This is a genomic window from Microbulbifer sp. MI-G, assembly GCF_030440425.1.
Lineage (GTDB): Bacteria > Pseudomonadota > Gammaproteobacteria > Pseudomonadales > Cellvibrionaceae > Microbulbifer > Microbulbifer spongiae.
Window position 1 is genome coordinate 4,137,300 of sequence record NZ_CP098023.1, and the last position, 19,752, is coordinate 4,157,051.

The 19,752-nt window shown below is 55.5% G+C and carries 15 protein-coding genes; 5 read left to right on the plus strand and 10 right to left on the minus strand.

Annotated elements, in window-relative coordinates:
* The first annotated feature begins 13 nt into the window (after window positions 1-13).
* Entirely contained in the window at window positions 14-1,162 is a 1,149-nt protein-coding gene (locus M8T91_RS17020) for an acyl-CoA dehydrogenase family protein (RefSeq protein ID WP_301415418.1), read from the plus strand.
* Between the two features lie 71 nt (window positions 1,163-1,233).
* Window positions 1,234-2,427, plus strand: coding sequence for a CaiB/BaiF CoA transferase family protein (locus tag M8T91_RS17025; protein WP_301415419.1), 1,194 nt, complete (start codon window positions 1,234-1,236; stop codon window positions 2,425-2,427).
* Window positions 2,428-2,527: 100 nt separating this feature from the next.
* On the opposite strand, the gene M8T91_RS17030 is transcribed toward M8T91_RS17025, so the two are convergent.
* Window positions 2,528-3,421 (minus strand): SPFH domain-containing protein, encoded by an 894-nt coding sequence (locus M8T91_RS17030; RefSeq protein ID WP_301415420.1) that lies wholly within the window; start codon window positions 3,419-3,421, stop codon window positions 2,528-2,530.
* Window positions 3,422-3,587: 166 nt separating this feature from the next.
* Here M8T91_RS17030 and M8T91_RS17035 point away from each other — a divergent pair, with 166 nt between their 5' ends.
* Both M8T91_RS17035 and M8T91_RS17040 read left to right on the plus strand, forming a co-directional pair.
* On the plus strand, window positions 3,588-3,818 hold the full coding sequence (locus M8T91_RS17035; protein ID WP_301415421.1) for a DUF350 domain-containing protein: 231 nt from the start codon (window positions 3,588-3,590) through the stop codon (window positions 3,816-3,818).
* Window positions 3,819-3,822: 4 nt separating this feature from the next.
* Window positions 3,823-4,656 carry a transglutaminase domain-containing protein gene (locus tag M8T91_RS17040; protein ID WP_301415422.1) on the plus strand — a complete coding sequence of 278 codons (834 nt, stop codon included), beginning with the start codon at window positions 3,823-3,825 and terminating at the stop codon, window positions 4,654-4,656.
* A gap of 54 nt (window positions 4,657-4,710) precedes the next feature.
* Here the strand turns inward: M8T91_RS17040 and M8T91_RS17045 are convergent, their stop codons facing one another.
* Window positions 4,711-7,104, minus strand: coding sequence for a zinc-dependent metalloprotease (locus M8T91_RS17045; RefSeq protein WP_301415423.1), 2,394 nt, complete (start codon window positions 7,102-7,104; stop codon window positions 4,711-4,713).
* A gap of 212 nt (window positions 7,105-7,316) precedes the next feature.
* On the opposite strand from M8T91_RS17045, the gene M8T91_RS17050 reads away from it, so the two are divergent.
* A complete protein-coding gene (locus M8T91_RS17050) occupies window positions 7,317-8,093 on the plus strand; it encodes a DUF2884 family protein (protein ID WP_301415424.1) in 777 nt (258 codons plus the stop codon).
* A 242-nt stretch (window positions 8,094-8,335) separates the two neighbouring features.
* On the opposite strand, the gene M8T91_RS17055 is transcribed toward M8T91_RS17050, so the two are convergent.
* The 8 genes from M8T91_RS17055 to M8T91_RS17090 form a co-directional block, all read right to left on the minus strand.
* Entirely contained in the window at window positions 8,336-11,164 is a 2,829-nt protein-coding gene (locus M8T91_RS17055; protein WP_301415425.1) for a M16 family metallopeptidase, read from the minus strand.
* Window positions 11,165-11,418: 254 nt separating this feature from the next.
* A complete protein-coding gene (locus M8T91_RS17060; RefSeq protein ID WP_301415426.1) occupies window positions 11,419-11,796 on the minus strand; it encodes a hypothetical protein in 378 nt (125 codons plus the stop codon).
* Between the two features lie 735 nt (window positions 11,797-12,531).
* Entirely contained in the window at window positions 12,532-13,431 is a 900-nt protein-coding gene (locus M8T91_RS17065) for a hydroxymethylglutaryl-CoA lyase (RefSeq protein WP_301415427.1), read from the minus strand.
* Window positions 13,431-15,431: an acetyl/propionyl/methylcrotonyl-CoA carboxylase subunit alpha gene (locus M8T91_RS17070; protein ID WP_301415428.1), complete on the minus strand. Its 2,001-nt coding sequence runs from the start codon at window positions 15,429-15,431 to the stop codon at window positions 13,431-13,433. Before M8T91_RS17070 ends, M8T91_RS17065 begins: the two co-directional genes overlap by 1 nt.
* A gap of 5 nt (window positions 15,432-15,436) precedes the next feature.
* On the minus strand, window positions 15,437-16,234 hold the full coding sequence (locus M8T91_RS17075; RefSeq protein WP_301415429.1) for an enoyl-CoA hydratase/isomerase family protein: 798 nt from the start codon (window positions 16,232-16,234) through the stop codon (window positions 15,437-15,439).
* Between the two features lie 72 nt (window positions 16,235-16,306).
* Window positions 16,307-17,914, minus strand: a complete 1,608-nt coding sequence (locus tag M8T91_RS17080; protein ID WP_301415430.1) for a carboxyl transferase domain-containing protein — start codon at window positions 17,912-17,914, stop codon at window positions 16,307-16,309.
* 118 nt (window positions 17,915-18,032) lie between these two features.
* Window positions 18,033-19,202 carry an isovaleryl-CoA dehydrogenase gene (locus tag M8T91_RS17085; RefSeq protein WP_301415431.1) on the minus strand — a complete coding sequence of 390 codons (1,170 nt, stop codon included), beginning with the start codon at window positions 19,200-19,202 and terminating at the stop codon, window positions 18,033-18,035.
* 96 nt (window positions 19,203-19,298) lie between these two features.
* The gene (locus M8T91_RS17090; RefSeq protein ID WP_301415432.1) at window positions 19,299-19,715 is read right to left on the minus strand and encodes a MerR family transcriptional regulator; all 417 of its coding nucleotides are present in this window, start codon (window positions 19,713-19,715) and stop codon (window positions 19,299-19,301) included.
* Between the last annotated feature and the right edge of the window lie 37 nt (window positions 19,716-19,752).

Here is a 19,752-nt window from a genome sequence, read left to right on the forward strand (position 1 = left end):
GGTGGTGTTAACGATGATACCCAGAACAGTTTTCAATGAAGATCACGAGCAGTTTCGCAATACCGTACGCAAATTCCTCGAGAATGAAGCCGAACCCTTCCATAACCAGTGGGAAAAAGACGGCCAGGTAGACCGCGACCTGTGGAACAAGGCCGGTGAGATGGGCTTTTTATGCCCCCAGGTACCCGAAGCCTATGGCGGCCTGGCACTGGATTATGGCTATAATTCCATTATCGACGAGGAAATTGCCCGCGCGGGCCTTTCAGGCATCGGCTGGGGCCTGCACTCCAATATCGCTGTGCCCTATATCGTCCGATACGGCTCCGAAGCGCAAAAAAGGACCTACCTGCCGAAATGCATCAGTGGTGATATTGTCACCGCAATCGCCATGACCGAGCCCGGCACCGGCTCCGATCTGCAAAGTGTCAGAACCACAGCCATCAAGCACAACAGCCACTACACGCTCAACGGTTCCAAAACTTTTATCACCAATGGACAGCATGCCGATCTGGTGATTGTGGTGGCGAAAACCAATCCCAGTGAAGGGGCCTCCGGAGTGAGTCTACTGCTTGTCGATGCCCGTTCCCCCGGTTTCAAAAAAGGCACCAACCTCGAGAAAATCGGCATGAAAGCCCAGGATACCTCGGAGCTTTTCTTTGACAATGTCAAGGTACCGGAGGAAAACCTGCTCGGAGTAGAGGGGCAGGGTTTTACCTACCTGATGCAGGAATTGCCCCAGGAGCGCCTCAGTGTCGCCATCTTTGCACTGGCCAACGCCGAGGCCGCCCTTCAGTGGACCCTGGACTATGTACGCGAGCGCAAAGCCTTCGGCAAACCGATTTCCGCCTTCCAGAACACCCAATTCAAGCTGGCCGAGCTGGACAGTGAGCTGACCGCGCTGCGGGTATTTGTTGACCGCTGCCTGGAACTGCACTACGAAGAGAAACTCGATGTCGCCACTGCGGCCAAGGCCAAATTGCTCAGCACCGATTTCCAGTGCAGGCTCCTTGACGAATGCGTCCAACTCCATGGCGGCTTCGGCTATATGTGGGAGTACCCGATCGCCCGCGCCTGGGCAGACGCCCGTGTTCAGCGCATCTACGCCGGCACTAATGAAATCATGAAGTTGATTATTTCACGCGAACTCCTCAAGGACACCTGATCCTTACAGACCCGGATACACCACACCGGATTCCGCCTTTGGCGTCGCAAGACATATAGGCCGTGGACAGTATGAACCATGATAAAGGCCCGCTCGAGGGATTAAGGGTCCTCGACTTCTCGACCCTGCTTCCCGGCCCCTACGCCACCATGCTGCTGGCGGATATGGGCGCGGAGGTCCTGCGTATCGAATCCCCGACACGCCCGGACATGCTGCGCGGCCTGCCCCCTATGGTAGGCGGCGGGAAAGCAGTCTCGGCTGCCCATGCCAGCATAAACCGCAATAAACGCTCCCTGGCTCTGGACCTGAAAAATCCCGGCGCGAAGGAGATTGTCCGGCGGCTTCTGAAAGATTACGACATTGTAATAGAACAATTCAGGCCGGGGGTGATGCACAGGCTCGGGTTCGGTTACAAGTCGCTTCGCCAAATACGCCCGGACATTATTTACTGTTCCATTACCGGCTACGGCCAGAGTGGTCCGCTCAAGCAGCGCGCCGGGCACGATATCAACTACCTGGCACTATCCGGTCTGGCCAGCTATTCCGGCCGCCGCCGCAGCGGCCCGGGCCTCAGTGGGACCCAGATTGCCGACCTCGCCGGGGGCTCACACCATGCGGTTATGGCGATACTCGCCGCTGTCTATCAGCGATTACAGACCGGCAACGGCTGTGAAATAGACATCAGCATGACCGATTGCGCTTTTTCCCTGAATGCTGTCTGCGGTGCAAGTGCCCTGGCTGTGGGCCGGGACCCGCAAATGGAGTTGGAATTGTTAAATGGCGGCAGCTATTACGATTACTACCGCACAGCCGATGATCGCTACCTGGCCGTGGGCAGCCTGGAACCCCAATTCGCCGAGACATTCTTCCGGCGTATTGGTCACCCCCAGTGGACAGGCCGGGTTCTGGAAGACGATCAACAGGAACCGCTCAAGGGAGATATTGCCGCTGTTATACGCAAGCGCACCCTGGAAGCCTGGCTTGAAGCCTTCGCAGACTGCGATGCCTGCGTCGAACCGGTGCTGAGTTTCAATGAGGCGGCAGAAAGCCAGCTGATGCAGGATCGACAGATGCTCTGTACTGCCACAACGTCCCAAGGCGACAGGCTGCGTCAGGTGAATACGCCTTTCCGCTTTGATGGCGTCAAAAGCCGGCAGCACAAGGCCGGCGCCACGCTCGGTGAACACAGTCGCAGTGTGCTTCGATCACTGGGTTTCAGTTCCGGTGAGATTGAGCAGATATACGCACAGGGAATTATTACCTGAGATCATTCAGAAACATAACCCCAGTCAGCGCAATCTGGCTCGCGTGTCCTTATAGGGTTTTAGAGTAAGACCAATCACCCTTTGCTCTGTTCAAACAGGTTTATTGCTTTTTCCCTGCCACCTGTTTTACCTGTTCACTGAAAACGGCATGTTGTAAACCCATAGTCCCCAGCGCCTCCACGGGCAAAAATACCTTGTTATTGGAGGTTGCCATTTTATCCAGAACCTCCAGAGTACGGTAGGCAAGGTATTTGTCGGTAACCGATTTGGCCAGGAGATCATTGACTTCTTTTTGCCCAATCGCCTTCTCACGGGCAATTGCGCGATTCATCTTCTCCCGCTCCAGATCCCGTTCCATTTGTATCTTTTGAATCTCAAACTGGGCTTTTTCCTGCTCAATCAGCTCACGGCGTTCTGCCGCCCGTTCTTTGGCCTGGGTTATGACCTTGGGGAACTGGATATCAGCAAGGCCCAGGCGCTTGATTTCAATAGGCGTTCCCTTTAGCGCAGAGGAAACTTCTTGAAACAGCTCCTGACTGAGTGACTCCCGGCTGGAGGCGATCTCATTAATGGAATACTTGGCCACAACCCTGCGCACAACATCCCTGATCACCGGTTGCGCATAGGTATTGTAGACATGCTTTACAGAGATATTGTCATTCACAGGAGGAATTCGGTCGAACACATGATCAATGACCCCGTCACTGATAGCGCCTGTCATACGCACATCAAAGCTCATATTGAGCTGATCTTTGGGCATAAAGACCTTGAACTTTTCCAGGTGGCCAAAGTCTGCAATGGTCAGCGTAACCAGTTTATCACAATAAAAAAGGCACATATCCAGGCGGAATTTGGAAGGCAGTACAACTTCGGGTTTGTAGCCGTTCTTGGTGAGCACCTTACCGACATGTGCCGGCGGCACTTCTACCCGTTCCGCACAGGCAGAGGTAAACAACAGTGGTATCAACAGCCCCAGTACAAAAATTAAACGCATTATTCCCCGATTCCCGAATCAAAAAAGTGAGTTTGTTTTACACAGCATAACAAGTTAATAAAATCCTATTCAATATGGTATTCTTTGTGCGTAATATCCGCCCGGACCGGATTTCGACTGAATCATAAATTTGGGACTATTTACCTAATTACACCCTAGTGACACTATGCAACTGGAATTTATAACCGCAACCTTTTTCAACTTTGGTATCAACCTGCTCTATACCCTGATCGCGCTGTTTATTGGTATCGTCGCATTAGTGACTATTGATAAAAAGCTGCTGCGTACCGTGGATATTGAGGGTGAGTTAAAAAACGGCAATATTGCGGTCTCTATTTTTGCCTCCACAATATTGATTTTTGTTGCCATCATTATTTCTTTTGGACTGAAAGGCTAGCACAGTGCGCAAATGGACATTGCCACTGATCGTGCTGTCTTTGGCACTGATGGCACCCGAAATACTGCGCAACACTTTGTATGGTGCTAGAGCCCAATTTGCGCAGGAGGCGTCACTGGATGCAAAAATCCGGATTGCAAATGCAAATACCGGTACTAGATCTCTGAAACAGGACCGCCAGCACGGCGTGGTACGTGTGGCGGGAAGTAGCCAGTCCCTTTCCGAGGAGGCCATTCAGCGCGTGGTGGCCAAGCGCACCCTGGAAGAAAGCGCCCATGTCTCCGTATGGAACTGGCAGGGCGTCGAAGCGGCAACTGCCTCTGCGCGCGGGCTGGATCAGCTGCATCACTTTGCCAGCAGTTATTTGGTGGGTTTCAAGCCATTCAAAACCAGACAGCTGTGGGTGCCGCTCTATACTCTGGCAATGAACAAAGAGTACCAGTACGACCATCTACAATATGCAGGCCTGTCCGATGTTTGGCAGACTTCCCGTCAGGCCTATTACCAAAAACGGGGAGATTGTGAGGACCACGCCATTCTTCTGGCCGACTGGTTGATTGAATTGGGAGTGGATGCACGGGTGGCACTGGGTACCCACAAGGGCCAGGGACACGCCTGGGTGGTCGCCATTGTGGATAACCAGGAGTATCTGCTCGAGGCCACCAGCAAGCGACGCCAGAGCAGCTGGCAGGCCATGCCGCTCGCTGCGCTGGCGGAGGGCTACAATGTGGAGTTTCAATTCAACCGGCATTTCTTCTGGGCCAAGCGCAGCCAGGCCCCCACCCACAAATATCGCGGCAGCCACTGGATTAAAAAGTCACAGTTTATCCGCAGTTAACCCGCAGACGAAACCGGCAACAGCAGCCTATTTCGCCTGCAGTGACATCGGTCATCAGATCGGAGAACCCGGCGGCATCTCCTTGATATCCCCCGCCTTGACCTCCAGTTCGCCGCTGATAAACGCCTCTATTCGTTTCGCCTGAAAGTAATAGTGAGCACTATATCCCTGGGGGTCTTCTCCAAACAGCCTCTTTTTACCCAATGCCAGCTGGAATTTGGCCAATTGCAAATGCGCCTTGGCCCGCACCGATTCGGCGGCGCTGTTATCGGAAGCCAGCAACATCAGATGCTGAATATAGGTGTGGTTCACGCGCTGATGGATTGCGGCCTGCAATCCGGAGTAGCGATCACTGTCGAGGGCCATGGCGGTCAGTTGAGACAGCAGTGTATCGAAGCCGGGAATTTCACTGCTGCGCGCGCTTTGCTGGTTCATGCGCGCTGCCCGCTGGGGGTGCATCAGGATGGACAGGGTATGATTTGCAGCCGCCTCGCCGAGGGCTACCGCGTCGAAAGCGACACCGGTATACGCGGGAAAACTCTCAACTGTGCGACTGTAGCCGTAAGACTTCGGTGGAATCATTTGCAACACCTGCTCCGGCAAGGCCAGGAAATCGGGGGAGAGCGTTGTCAACAGGGCATCGATGGCCTGTTGCTGGCGCTCAGCCGGCACCAGGGTATAGCTGTTCTGTTCTGCATCGTTGTACAGGTAGTCGTAATCCAGGCCACCGATCAGTTTACCCACCGCTTCGGCCTGGTAGCGGTGCCCGTAATACACTGGTACCAGAGTCTCCTCCAGATCCGAGCGAGGGGCCGATCTGGGGTTCGCGGCGATGGAAAAGTTATCCAGAACGTGGCGGCGTAACTCCAGCATACGCGCAAACTCCACCAGAGGGTCATTACCGTTATCCCACAGATGGGAAACCGCATGGGCATTGTTGATTGTGCGAGAGTCGGGGTCGGATATAAAGCGCAGCTTTTGCGCCTGAGCCTCGTCGATAATGGATTGCAAAAACACGCCTTCATCATCCCCATTGCCATAGCCGTATTGAATGGCCAGCTTGTCCCAGGAGCCGATACCGGTGGCATAGGCATCAGACAGCAGCAACTTATCCCCATGCAGTGAGACTAGCGGCGCGGGATAATCCATTACCGAAGCGCGCTCTTCGGCGCTCGCGGCAAAATTGTGCGCAAGTCCAAGTGTATGGCCGACTTCGTGGGCGGAAAGCTGGCGGATACGAGCCAGGGCCAGGGCTTTCAGGGCCTCGGTATCTGCAGATCCATCACCGTAGGGCCGCAGCAATCCCTGAGCGATCAGAAAATCCTGGCGTACCCGCAGGGAGCCCAGTGTCACATTTCCTTTGAGTATCTCCCCGGTGCGGGGATCGGCCACCGAGTAACCGTAGGACCAGCCACGGCTAGCGCGATGCACCCAGTTAATCACGTTGTAGCGCACGTCCAGTGGATCGACATTCTCCGGAAGGATCGCCACACGGAATGCGTTTTTATAGCCGGCTGCCGTAAATGCCTGATTCCACCAACTGGCGCCTTCAACCAGCGCGCTGCGCACAGGCTCCGGAACCCCGGAATCCACGTAGTAAACAATGGGTTCCACCACTTCATCGCTACCCGGTTTCTTCTCCAGGCGATGGCGATAGATCAAGCGCTGCTCCAGGGGCTGATCGATTGGGGCGGCGTAATTCCGGTAAGTGAAGGGAAAGTAGCCACTGCGACTGTGGAAGCGGCGCGGCTGGAAATCCCTGTCCGGCAGTTCGATCAAGGAAATATGTTGACGTAGGGATACCAGGGTCGGGGTCGGCACTACCTCGCGCAGGTGCTTGCCCGGTTCGGCACCTGTGAACGTCAGCTGTGCTTCGAACTCGCTGTTGTTGGGGAAGTTTTTGGTGCGCGCAAGGTAAATGGCTGATTTGGACCTATCCACCGTATAGCTGCCCTGTTTAGCCTGCTTGAGTCGAGGCCCGATACCGTGCTGGTCGCTGAGCAAAAAGGGGGTGAAGTCCACCAGCACACGGCCTTCGTCCTGTGCCAGAATGTCGAACCCCCAAAGTATCGAGGAAGCAAAGGCTTCCTGTACCGCACGGCGCTCAGCGGGGTTTTCCGACTCTGCGCGATAGAGCATATTCACCTGGTGCAGAAGCACCTTGTTTCCCGCACGTTGGAATTTTACCAAGCGGCTCTGTCCAACCTGGTTGCGGTCCAAACCTACCGGGTTGGAGCCCAACCCCTGCGCCAGGCCAGTAAGGAGCAGCAGCTCTCGATCAAACGCCTCGATTTCCAGCAGTACCCGGCCGCTGCTTTCATCCCAGTAGAAGTCGTGATAACCACTGAACTTCTGCATATCCACTGTGTACTCGACGATGCCCCCGGCCTGTGCCACTGCCCCAACTAGCACCAGCCACAGTGCCGCCAACGGTCTGCTCAAAGACATTGGTTGCCCCCAATCTTATTCACGTTATAAAACAGCCATGACCATGTTACCTGCCGCACTCCGGTCACCGTCAAGAATCACACTGCGCGCCACGGTAAAAAGCCCCGCTCTCTGCACAAAAAACAACCACCAATATTTCTTCACCACGCTGCATCCATTACCCGCACAGACTGCGTCATAGGAAGAAGACGACAACAGCAGGAACAAACTCCATGTGGAAACCACTCGGTATTTCAGTGCTTATCGGGCTCGGGGGCGCAACCCAGGCTGTAGGCCACGATGCCTCCAGCATCACCGGGGATAACTGCTATGTATCTCTGCATTATTCGGTGCGTGTCGGCACCGATTTCCTGGAGGTACAAAACACCGATAGCGGCGATCAGCTGGTACATTTCCGCTCCCCAACGCAGCTGTTGGTCGATGGAAAGCCCATTCCCTTGAACCAGCAACAACAGCAACTGCTGCAGAACTATCGCCAGAAGCTGCACCGTGCCGGGCGGGAAACACTACTGATCACCCTGGAGGCCATGGATATCGCCATGGCCGGCCTGTCCATGGCGATAACTGCCCTGGCCGGCCCAGACCACCCCGACAATCTCGAACTGCAGCGGTTCTCCAAGGAACTGCTGCAGCGCACCGAGGAACGACTCAATCGAGAGGGAGAAATCTACCAACTGGGAGACTCCGAGATCGGGGATTTCATTGACAAAACCATATCCGAGGAATTTGAACCGCGCATAGAGCAACTTGCCAGGGAATCCGCCACCACCATCGCCTGGCACGCCCTTAAAGCGGTATTTACCGCTGGCCAAAGCCTAGAACAGCAGGTTACTGAAGAGGCCGAGCAAATGCTGGAGCAGCGCTCAAATCAGATTGAACAACACGCAGAGCGGCTGTGTGCAACTTTGTCATCTCTTGACCGGCTGGAACAGCAAGTGCACCAATCAATCCCTGCACTCACAAGCTATGACCTGGTCAAAGTAGAGTAGATTTCATCCCCCCCGACTCGGCCGCTCTGCGGCCTTTTTTTTTGGCTTTTATCCAGGGATATACCAGTTTTGGCCGCTGACAGTGACCAGTCACCCGGCAACCAGACAGCGTGCCGGGCTGAACAACTGGCGCATCTTCACTTCAGACACCAGCAATGCGCCGGTGCACTTTGCTTTTTACAGCAGGCAGCCAAATCGTACCAAGCACTCTTCGACCGCCTGCTGTGCTCTTCCACGGAAGATTAATGTGCAGCCAGCTCGTCGATACGTTTGCCATCCACATCCAGTTCAATCATGGGACCGATATCCAGATCGCGAATGCCTTTTTCAATTTTGCTCTTGTCGCCGACAATCACCCAGATAAATTGCTCCGGTTTAATGGTCTCGCGAGCCAGAGTGTGGATCGTATCCAGGTTTGCACTGCGGATCTGTTCGGCATAATGATCCATATAGTCCAGAGGGCGCTCGTAGGTCACCATACTGGAGACCGCACTGGACACGGCATTGATGGTCTCAAAACGACCGGGCAATTCATTGACGCGTTTATCCTTGACCTTCTGCAGTTCTTCTTCTCGTGCGGGCCTGTTACGGGTATAAGCGCGCAATTCTTTTTGCAACTCACTCAGGGATTCACTGGTTTTGTCGGTCTGAACCGGGGCGTAGACGATCAGCGGCTGCTGTCCCTTGGCACCGGTCATAAAAGAATAGGCGCCATAGGCCCAATGTTTATCCTCACGCAGATTCATATTGATACGCGCAGTAAATGTGCCGCCAAAGATGTCATTCATCATATGCAGGGCTTCGCGCTCTGCGATTTTCTCGGATGGTGCCAGCAAGCCGCCGATAATCATGGTCTGCTCTGCTCCAGGTTTATCGATCAGATAGACACTGGCTTTTTCCGGGTGTGCCACCCGGGCCAGGTTCTTCTGTGGCAGAGCGCTCTCCGGTGCACGCCAGTCGGCAAAATACTGCTCCAGTTTTTGTGTCAATTCAGTCAGGGTAATATCCCCCACAGCCACCAGGGTGGCATTGTCCGGACGGATCCAGGTCTGGTGGTAACCCTCCAGATCATCGCGCCCCAGTGACTGGATAGAGTCCTCGCTACCGGAACCGGTGAGGGGCACCCCATAGGCATGATTTTCGCCGTATAGAAGCGGGGGCAGACTGCGCAGGGCCATATCCACCGGGCGGGTTTTTTCTTGCTGGATAGCGGCGATCCAACGTGTGCGCTTGCGTTCGATTTCATCATCGGAGAAGGCCGGACGCAGAACCACATCGGCAAACAGCGCTATGGAATCATCCAGGTTCGCTTTCAGTGCATTGAGACGCACGGTGGAAGTATCAATATCCGCCCAGCTGCTGATATGTGCTCCAAGCATCTCCTCTTTGGCACTGATTTCCAGCGCGCTCAGGTTGCTGGTGCCCTCTTTCAGCATGGACATAGCATAGCTGGATGTGCCCAGGGTATTGCCCTGATCTGCGGCATAACCGGCATCGAACTGCAGGCGCATATCCACTACTGGTACCGAATGGCGTTCTGCCAGCACCACTTTCAGGCCATTGGAAAGCTCGGCGGTTTGTAACTTGGGAAAAGGCACGCTGGGGAAATCACCGGTTTCCGGCAGCTTGGACCTGTCGGCCCCTGTCTTCGCCACAGCATATTCCGGGAAGGGGTGCACCTCCAGATTGTAGTCACCGCTTGTCAGCCACTTCTGCGCGGCAGCCTGTACCTGTTGTGGAGTGATTTCCTGCTTCACGCTCAACCTGTCCAGGTAGGCCGTGGGGTTGTCCAGGTAGAGTTCCCCACGGGCCAGGATAACGCCCTTGCCGCTCCAGCCTCCTACCTGCTCCAGATCCCGGGCATAGGAGGCGTACTCGCTCATATTGACACGCGCCAGCTCCTCCGCCGTTGGCCCTTCCTGGAGAAAGCGCTGCAGTTCTTCTGCAATGGCTGCCTCTATTTCTGACAGCTCAACGCCGGGTTTTGCATTGGCGATGATTTGAAACATTGAGGAGAGTTCAAATTCGTACAAGGGCACACTGACATCTGTAGCAATCTGGTCCTTATAGACAAGACGTTTGTATAACCGCGAGTTCTTGCCGTCGCCGAGCACTGCCGCTGCCAAGGCGATGGCATTGGCATCCTCATGGGTCAGATTAGGGGTATTCCAGACTTTGTAGAGTCGTGACTGGGCCACGCGGTCATACATATGTTCACGACTCGACTGGTCGCGTTTGGCAATCCAGGCTTTTTTCTTGATCAAAGGTGGGCCGGCGGGAATATCTCCAAAATATTTGCTGGCTTTCTCTTTCGCGGTCTCAAGATCGATATCACCCGCCAGCACCAGTACTGTATTGGCGGCACCATAGTACTGCTTGAACCACTCGTGGACATCTTCCAAAGTGGCAGCTTCAAGATCCTCCATAGAACCAATCGTGGTCCAGGAATAGGGGTGGCCCGCAGGGAAAATGGCCTTCTGCATGCGCTCCCAGACTTTACCGTAGGGTTGGTTTTGCCCCTGGCGCTTTTCATTTTGAACGACACCGCGCTGCTCATCCAGTTTCTCCTGGGTTATCACACCGAGCAGGTGTCCCATACGATCGGACTCCATCCACAGCGCCATATCCAGGGCGTTGCTTGGCACCGTTTCAAAATAATTGGTGCGGTCCAGCCAGGTGGTACCGTTCATGCCGGTAGCTCCGGCCAGTTCGAAGGGTTTGAAGTACTCGTCGTTGTAATTTTCCGAACCATTAAACATGAGGTGTTCAAACAGGTGGGCGAAGCCCGTGCGTCCGGGTTTCTCGTCTTTGGAACCCACATGGTACCAGACGCCTACGGAGACAATCGGGGCCTTGTGATCTTCGTGCACAATAACGCGCAGACCATTGGGCAAGGTGAATTTTTCATAAGAAATTTGTAGTGGCTCTGCAGGACGCATTTTCGCTGCAGCCGTATTCAGGGTTGATTCGGCCGGAGAGGGATTTGCAGCACTGTTTTGGGGCGCTTCTCCACAGGCAGCAATAGCCAGCGATAGCGCCAGAGGGATACTGTGCTTGAGTACAGTTTTCATGTCAGTTTCCTTGTCGGGCAGCCTCAAATGGTCACTTCCCCGGCAGGTAATACTCGTGGGAACAGCAGCCAGGAAAATGTTAGCCGGAAAACTACCGTTGTGTTTATCGCTTTTCCAGACTGCTTACCATCTCTGGGCATGGTAGCCCAGCGTCAAACCCCGCAACAATCTCTGCTGGTATTTGGAGGCGGCACTTGTCTTTTGGTCTTCCGGTTCAGGGTTTATATAGGCTCTGGCAACATTTGGCAAACCCGTCAGAGCGGGGGCAAAGACAAGTTCCTTTGATTTAGACGCACAACCGGCATAGTAAGCCTGGTGGATAATATCAATCCCCGGCTATATGGTTCGATAGCAGGCCGCTCCAATGCCCGGGATGAACTCCTAGTCGTGTTGTCGCACAGTGGCCAGCAGTACATCCAGCCACAGTCGGTACCACTCGGGACGGATATTGTATCCATTGCGATCATGGCTTTTCCCAGTGCGCGCAGTTTGATATCTGACATGCCGCGCGCATGGAGCACCGGTTGAATACTGTCATTGTGCAACAGGTGGCGCTGGACTTTCATGTCCATGTTGACAAACAATCCAGAAATATCTGCGCTATTTCCCATAAAGCGATCATAAAAGTCCATATTAACTGCGCTTTGTTGCAACCGCGCCCTTAACCTTGGAACACGATGCCATTTTCAGGGCAAAGCATAAGAAATAGGTCTCCGTGGTATATACCCTGGCGCCGCGTGTGTGACTGCAACCCGTGTAGGCGTGCCTGTTGTAAAGTCGGCGATTCCATCTGCGCCCTCGGCAAAAAAAACCTTCTATATCAAGGCATTAAACCATTTCATCGAGCTTGTTAAGCAGCTATTTGCTCCCGCAGAGTATTGTTGTCAAATCTGGGCGCAGACTAATGTGTAGATCCTGAGTGGATCGAATACCGGCGACAGCCCTGCGCTGGCTGCGCGATTGCGAGCTATAGCATTAGTGCGCTCCAGGGTAGTGCCGGAAACGAAACCAATCGGCTCGAGCGTAAGGTCAGAGGCTCTGAGAACAGCTCCAGGCACTTTGGGAGAACGAGGATCAATTGAATAGGCCCTGATCTTGATGGATGGGCCCACTGTTTCCTATGCCGATAGAAGAAAGTCCATGCCGTCATTGATACAGCAGCAAGCACCTTGCGACACTGGCAATCGGAAGAATATTCAGACTAAGAGAAGGCACAAAGCAGTGGGATAGGCTATAGCAAAATCAAGACAATAAATACCAACAACCAGAAAAATGTTCTGCATGAATCAATGAATCTATCTGATTTTTTCATATTTGTGCGGGAATAATGGAGAATTATTCCCGACCAGCCCAGTTAAGTTAAGTACTCAGCAAGGCCCCAAAGCCTTAGCCACACGGGAGTTGGTCTCCCGCCCCAGCTGTTCAGAAATAAAGTTCCCTGCCTCTGCCAGCAACTGTAAATCCACGCCGGTTTCAATACCCATGCCATTGAGCATATAGAGTACATCCTCACTGGCAACATTACCGGAAGCGCCACGGGCATAGGGGCAGCCACCCAGGCCGGCTACGGCGGAGTCTACTACTGCGACACCCATTTGTAAGGCCGCGTAGATATTGGCCAGTGCCTGGCCGTAGGTATCGTGGAAATGCACAGCAAGTTTTTCCACGGGTACGCGGGCCATCACCTGCTCCAGCATACGCTTGGCGGCTTCCGGGGTGCCGACACCGATGGTGTCGCCGAGGGAAATTTCGTAGCAACCCATTTCCAATAGCGCGGCACTGACTTCTGCCACTTTGGCCGGATCAATATCGCCTTCATAGGGGCAACCAAGTACGCAGGATACGTATCCGCGCACGGGTATACCGCCTTGCTTGGCTTTTTCCACCAGTGGACGGAAGCGCTCAAGACTCTCAGCAATACTGCAATTAATATTTTTCTGGGTGAAGGCTTCTGAGGCCGCGCCGAATACGGCGACCTCATCCGCTTTGGCTTCCACTGCGCGCTCATAGCCTTTTAAGTTTGGCGTGAGGGCGCTGTAGATAACACCGTCTTTGCGCTGGATACCCGCCAGCACTTCCTCGCTGGCGGCCATTTGCGGTACCCACTTGGGGCTGACAAAACTGCCGGCTTCAATAACCGACAGCCCACTGGCACTGAGCTTGTCCACCAGCGCGATACGGGTCTCCACAGAGATAGGCTGCTTTTCATTTTGCAGCCCATCGCGGGGGCCCACTTCGACGATTTTGACTTGCTTGGGCAAAGTCATTACTGCTCCTCCCCGGCAAAATCCACCAGCAGGCTACCGCCATCCACCAGCTCACCTTCAGCACAGAAGAACTGCTGCACGGTACCAGCGGCTGGAGCCCGCAGGGTGTGTTCCATTTTCATGGCTTCCATTACCAGTAGCGGCTGGTCTTTCTCTACCGTAGAGCCGGGCTCAACCAGCAGCGAAATTATGGTGCCGTTCATGGGGGCATCGAGGCCGTGGGCCTGGTCATTGCTCTCACCCATATCCGGTGGCAGCAACTTAAATTCCACCTGGGTGCCATCGACGAATACAGCACCACCATCGCGGGTATCCACGGCGGAGAAACTCATGCGACGGCCATCCACCAGCATCAAGTCGCGTCCCGGCAGCAGGCGAATGTCACCGCTGTTCTGTTCCTCAGGCAAGGCATCGCAAGTCCAGCGCAGGCTATCGCCCTGCGCAACAAAGCGAATTTGAGCGTGCTGGCCACGGTAGTCCACCGTCTGGGTGCGACTGCCAGCCAGAGCATTGCGCCAGTTATCGCCATTGTGCCAAGGGGAGAAAGGATCCCGCTGAGGTGCGCTATTGCGCAGATCGCGCTCTTCACGCTGCTGCAAATAACCGGCAATAGCAGCGCATTTCAGCGGCGTCAGTGTCTGCTCCTGGTGCAGTACTTCCGCCTCGTAATCCTCGATAAAGTGGGTCGAAATACAACCGCTGGCAAATGCCTGGTGATTGATCACTCGGCGCAGGAATTCGATATTGTGGCGCACACCGGCAATCTGATAATCACGCAGTGCGCGATCCAGTTTGGCCAGGGCTTCTTTGCGGGTGCGGCCGTGGCAGATCAATTTGGCAATCATCGGGTCGTAATGCACGCTGATTTCATCACCGGTCTGCACACCGGTGTCCACCCGCACACCCTCGCCTTCCGCCGGGGGCTGGTGGCGCACCAACACGCCCGTTGCCGGCAGGAAATCATTGTCCGGGTCTTCGGCATAGATGCGCACTTCCATGGCGTGGCCGTTGATCTGCAGCTCATCCTGGCTCATGGGCAGGGTATCGCCAGCGGCAACTGACAGCTGCCAGGCCACCAGATCCTGGTCGGTGATCATTTCCGTCACCGGGTGCTCCACCTGCAGGCGGGTATTCATTTCCATAAAGTAGAAGGCACCGCTGGCATCCAGCAGGAACTCCACCGTGCCGGCACCCACATAACCAATCGCGTGGGCCGCGCGCAGGGCCGCTTCACCCATGCGGGCGCGCAGCTCCGGAGTCATGCCCGGTGCGGGGGCTTCTTCCACTACTTTTTGGTGGCGGCGCTGCACCGAGCAATCCCGCTCAAACAGGTAGACGCCATTGCCCTGCTGATCACAGAACACCTGGATTTCCACATGGCGGGGACTCACCACATAGCGCTCCAGCAGCATGATGTCGTCGCCAAAGGCATTCATGGCCTCACGTTTGGCAGCGGCCAGAGCTTCGTGGAATTCATCGGCACTGTCGACACGGCGCATGCCCTTACCACCACCGCCGGCAGCGGCTTTCAGCAATACCGGGTAACCGATGCGATTGGCATGGCCTTCCAGCAGCTCTTCATTTTGGTTGGTGCCGTGGTAACCCGGCACCAGAGGCACATTGGCCTCTTCCATAATACGCTTGGCAGCGGACTTGGAGCCCATCGCCTCAATCGCGCCGGTGGGCGGGCCGACAAAAATAATGCCGGCGCTATCGCAGGCGCGGCAAAACTCGGCATTTTCCGACAGGAAGCCGTAACCCGGATGGATGGCATCGGCACCAGTCTGCTTGGCAGCACCCAATACCTTGTCGATATCCAGATACGAATCCCTGGCCGGGGCCGGACCCAGGTGCACCGCTTCGTCTGCCATCTGCACATGCAGGGCGTCGGCATCCGCATCGGAATAAACGGCAACAGTGGCCACCCCCAGGCGGCGGGCGGTCTTGATAATGCGGCAGGCAATTTCTCCGCGATTAGCTATTAACAGTTTGCGAATCATAAAAATTACCCTTCGCTACCATTCATCCAACTGGGCGCGCGCTTTTCCAAAAACGCACTCAGCCCTTCCTGTCCCTCCGGCGATACACGCACGGCAGCGATCAGTGCGCTGGTCTGGCCCTGCAATTCATCGTTGATAACCCGGTTGGACATGGACATAGCCAGTTGCTTGGCCATGGCGACTGCTTTAGGGCCATTGTCGGCAATGGCATTCACTAATTTCTGTACATGCAGGTCCAGATCAGCCTCGGCACAGACTTCGGATACCAAGCCCATTTGTTCCGCGCGCTCGGCGGAGAAACGCTCCGCTGTGACAAAGTAACGACGCGCATGGCGGGTGCCGATCGCATTGATGACATAGGGACTGATGGTGGCGGGCAGCAACCCGATTTTGACTTCGGACAAACAGAAGCTGGCACGCTCAGAGGCCACGGCCATATCGCAGCAGCTCACCAGGCCCACGGCCCCGCCAAAAGCGGCGCCCTGTACTCGCGCAATAGTGGGAGCTGGGAAAGTGTCGAGCTTGTACAGCATGGCAGCAAGAGCAGCCGCGTCGCGGCGGTTTTCCTCTTCTGAATAAGTCGCCATGCGCTTCATCCAGTTGAGGTCGGCTCCGGCAGAAAAGCTCTTGCCATTGGAAGCCAATACCAGCACGCGTACGGCTGGGTTTTGCGCCAGGGTGTCAAAGGTGGTGGCCAGCTCGTGGATCAGTTGATCATCAAAAGCGTTGTGGATTTCCGGCCGGTTCAGGATGACCGTGGCCACGCCCTCGCTATCCACTTCGCACAGCAATTTATCGCTCATTGTAATTCCTCGATTGGGGCGTCTCTCAAAAGCGGCACCGGAACATTTCGTTGGCGCCACAACCACGGTTCCTTACATGCGGAACACGCCGAACCTAGTCTCTTCCGGTTCCTTGTGGCTGGCCGCCGCCAGGCACAGACCGAGCACGCGGCGGGTATCCGCCGGATCGATAACGCCGTCATCCCACAAGCGCGCGGAGGCGTAGTAGGGATGCCCCTGGTGTTCGTAGTTATCCACAATCGGCTGTTTAAACTGGCGCTCTTCCTCTTCGCTCCAGGATTCCCCCCGGGCGGCCATCTGGTCGCGCTTCACCTGGGCCAATACGCCAGCAGCCTGTTCACCCCCCATAACCGAAATGCGCGCATTGGGCCACATAAACAGGAAGTTGGGATCGTAGGCGCGCCCACACATACCGTAGTTACCAGCGCCGAAAGAGCCGCCGATGAGGATGGTAATTTTGGGTACCTTGGCGGTGGCCACAGCGGTCACCATCTTGGCACCGTGCTTGGCGATGCCGCCCGCCTCGTACTGTTTGCCCACCATAAAGCCGGTGATATTTTGCAGGAACACCAGCGGGATCTTGCGCTGTGCGCACAACTCAATAAAGTGCGCGCCCTTCTGCGCACTCTCCGCAAACAGGATGCCGTTGTTGGCAACAATTCCCACCGGGTAGCCCTGGATACGGGCAAAACCGGTGACCAGGGTGGTGCCGTACAACGCTTTAAATTCATCGAACTCAGATCCGTCCACAACCCGCGCGATAATCTCGCGCACGTCAAACGGTTGGCGCGAATCTTTGGGCACCACGCCGTAAATGTCTTCCGGTGGATAAATCGGCTCCACTGGCTTTTGGATATCCAGGCCGGGATTTTTGATACGGTTCAGGCGCGCTACAGAGCGGCGCGCCAACTGCAACGCATGTACGTCGTTATTGGCGTAGTGATCGGAAACCCCGGAAGTGCGACAGTGCACCTCGGCACCGCCGAGTTCCTCGGCGGAAACTTCTTCACCGGTGGCTGCTTTCACCAGGGGCGGGCCCGCCAGGAAGATGGTGGCCTGCTCTTTCACCATAATGGATTCGTCTGCCATGGCCGGTACATAAGCACCGCCGGCAGTACAGCTACCCATAACCACCGCGATCTGCGGAATATTCTGAGCAGACAGGTTGGCCTGGTTAAAGAAGATGCGACCGAAGTGTTCGCGGTCCGGGAAAACGTCATCCTGGCGTGGCAAATTGGCACCACCGGAATCCACCAGGTAAATACACGGCAGGTTGTTCTGCTCGGCGATGGTCTGCGCGCGCAGGTGTTTTTTTACTGTAAGCGGGTAGTAGGTTCCGCCTTTTACCGTGGCATCGTTGGCCACTATCACACAGGGCTGGCCGGAGACGGTGCCAATGCCGGTAATAATACCCGCAGCTGGGACATCTTCACCGTAAACCTTGTGAGCGGCCAGCTGGGAAAATTCCATAAAAGGGCTCCCCGGATCGAGCAGTGCGTCGATACGGTCCCGTGGCAATAATTTTCCTCGCGCCAGGTGCTTTTCCCGTGCGCGCTCGCCGCCGCCCTGGGCGATGGCTTCCACTTTCTCGCGCAGGTCTGCCACCAGCGCCTGCATCTGCTCGCGGTTTTCGCCAAAGGCGGCATCGCGCGTGTTTATTTTGCTCTGCAACTGATTCATAAAGTCCGATTCACTTTCCCGGAGAAAAGACCTCCACAGGGTACCGCTTATCGCCGCAGTGCCCGGCTGGAGACAGCTGCCGCCGACAGGCGTCGGCGGCGAGAAGAAATACCCAGCCTTAGCGGGTCTCTTTAAACAGCTCGCGACCAATCAGCATACGGCGCACTTCAGAAGTGCCCGCGCCGATTTCGTAGAGCTTGGCATCGCGCAGCAGGCGACCGGTGGCATACTCGTTGATGTAGCCATTGCCGCCCAAAGTCTGGATAGCCTGTAGGGCCATCTGGGTTGCGCGCTCCGCAGTAAACAGGATTACTGCGGCGGCGTCCTTGCGCGAGTCCTCACCGCGATCACAAGCCCGGGCCACAGCGTACAGGTAAGAGCGGCTGGCATTCAGGTCGGCATACATATCGGCGATCTTGCCCTGCATCAGCTGGAATTCGCCGATGGCCTTGCCGAACTGCTTGCGCTCGTGAATATAGGGAACCACCACATCCAGGCAGGCCTGCATAATACCGACAGGGCCTCCGGAGAGAATGGTGCGCTCGTAGTCGAGACCGCTCATCAAAACGCGTACGCCACCATTCAATTCGCCGAGGATATTTTCTTCCGGCACTTCACAGTCTTCGAACACCAGCTCACAGGTGTTGGAACCGCGCATACCCAGCTTGTCGAGCTTTTGCGCCTGGGAGAAGCCGGCAAAACCGCGCTCAACGATAAACGCAGTAATACCGCCGGAGCTGATGCCCGGTTCCGTGCGCGCATAAATCACATAGGTATCGGCGTCGGGACCGTTGGTGATCCACATTTTATTGCCGTTCAAAATAAAGCGATCACCGCGCTTTTCCGCGCGCAGTTGCAGACTTACCACGTCGGAACCGGAGTTGGGTTCGCTCATGGCCAACGCGCCTACATGTTCACCGGAACACAGCTTGGGCAGGTACTTGAGCTTCTGCTCACGGGTACCATTTTTGCGAATCTGATTGACACACAGGTTGGAGTGGGCACCGTAAGACAGACCCACAGAAGCCGAGGCGCGGGAGATTTCTTCCATGGCCACGGCGTGTGCCAGGTAACCCATATTGGAGCCGCCGAATTCCTCTTCCACGGTCATGCCCAGCAAGCCCAGCTCGCCAAACTTTTTCCACATATCTGCGGGGAACAGGTTGTCTTCGTCGATCTGTGCCGCGCGCGGGGCCAGCTCCGCCTGGCAGAACTTGTAAACCATGTCACGGAGCATATCGATCTCTTCACCGAGACCGAAATTCAGGGTTGGGTAGGCGGTATTCATTGAGTCTCCACTACACTTTTAAATTGCTCTACTACAAATGGCCGCTAGCGACTACTGTGCACAACAGCCTTCGGCCCCGGGTGAATGCCGGACAGTTCAGGGGGAACCCTGCATGCGGCTTCGCACCAGTGCCGCTTTTGCACGGGCTTCCGCCTCGTCCAGTTCACCCATCAGGCTCTCAATATCTCGCAACTGTTGGTGCAGATGTGCGCGTTTCTGGGCAATGTGTTCCAGGAGACGCTGCAATTGCTCCACATTGCCGTGGGCGGGGTCGTACATATCGATAATCTCGCGGCTCTCATCCAGGGAGAAACCCAGCCGCTTGCCGCGCAGAATCAGTTTCAGACGCACCCGTTCCTCCGGGCTGTAGACTCGGGTCTGGCCACGGCGCTTCGGCTGCAGCAGACCCTTGTCCTCATAAAAACGAATGGTGCGGGTGGTGATATCAAATTCCCGCGCAAGCTCCGAAATACTGTAGTTGAGGGGTTCTGGGGTGCTGGCCTTGACTTTCATACGTACTTCCTCGCGATACGGCAAAGCCTAGCAAGAC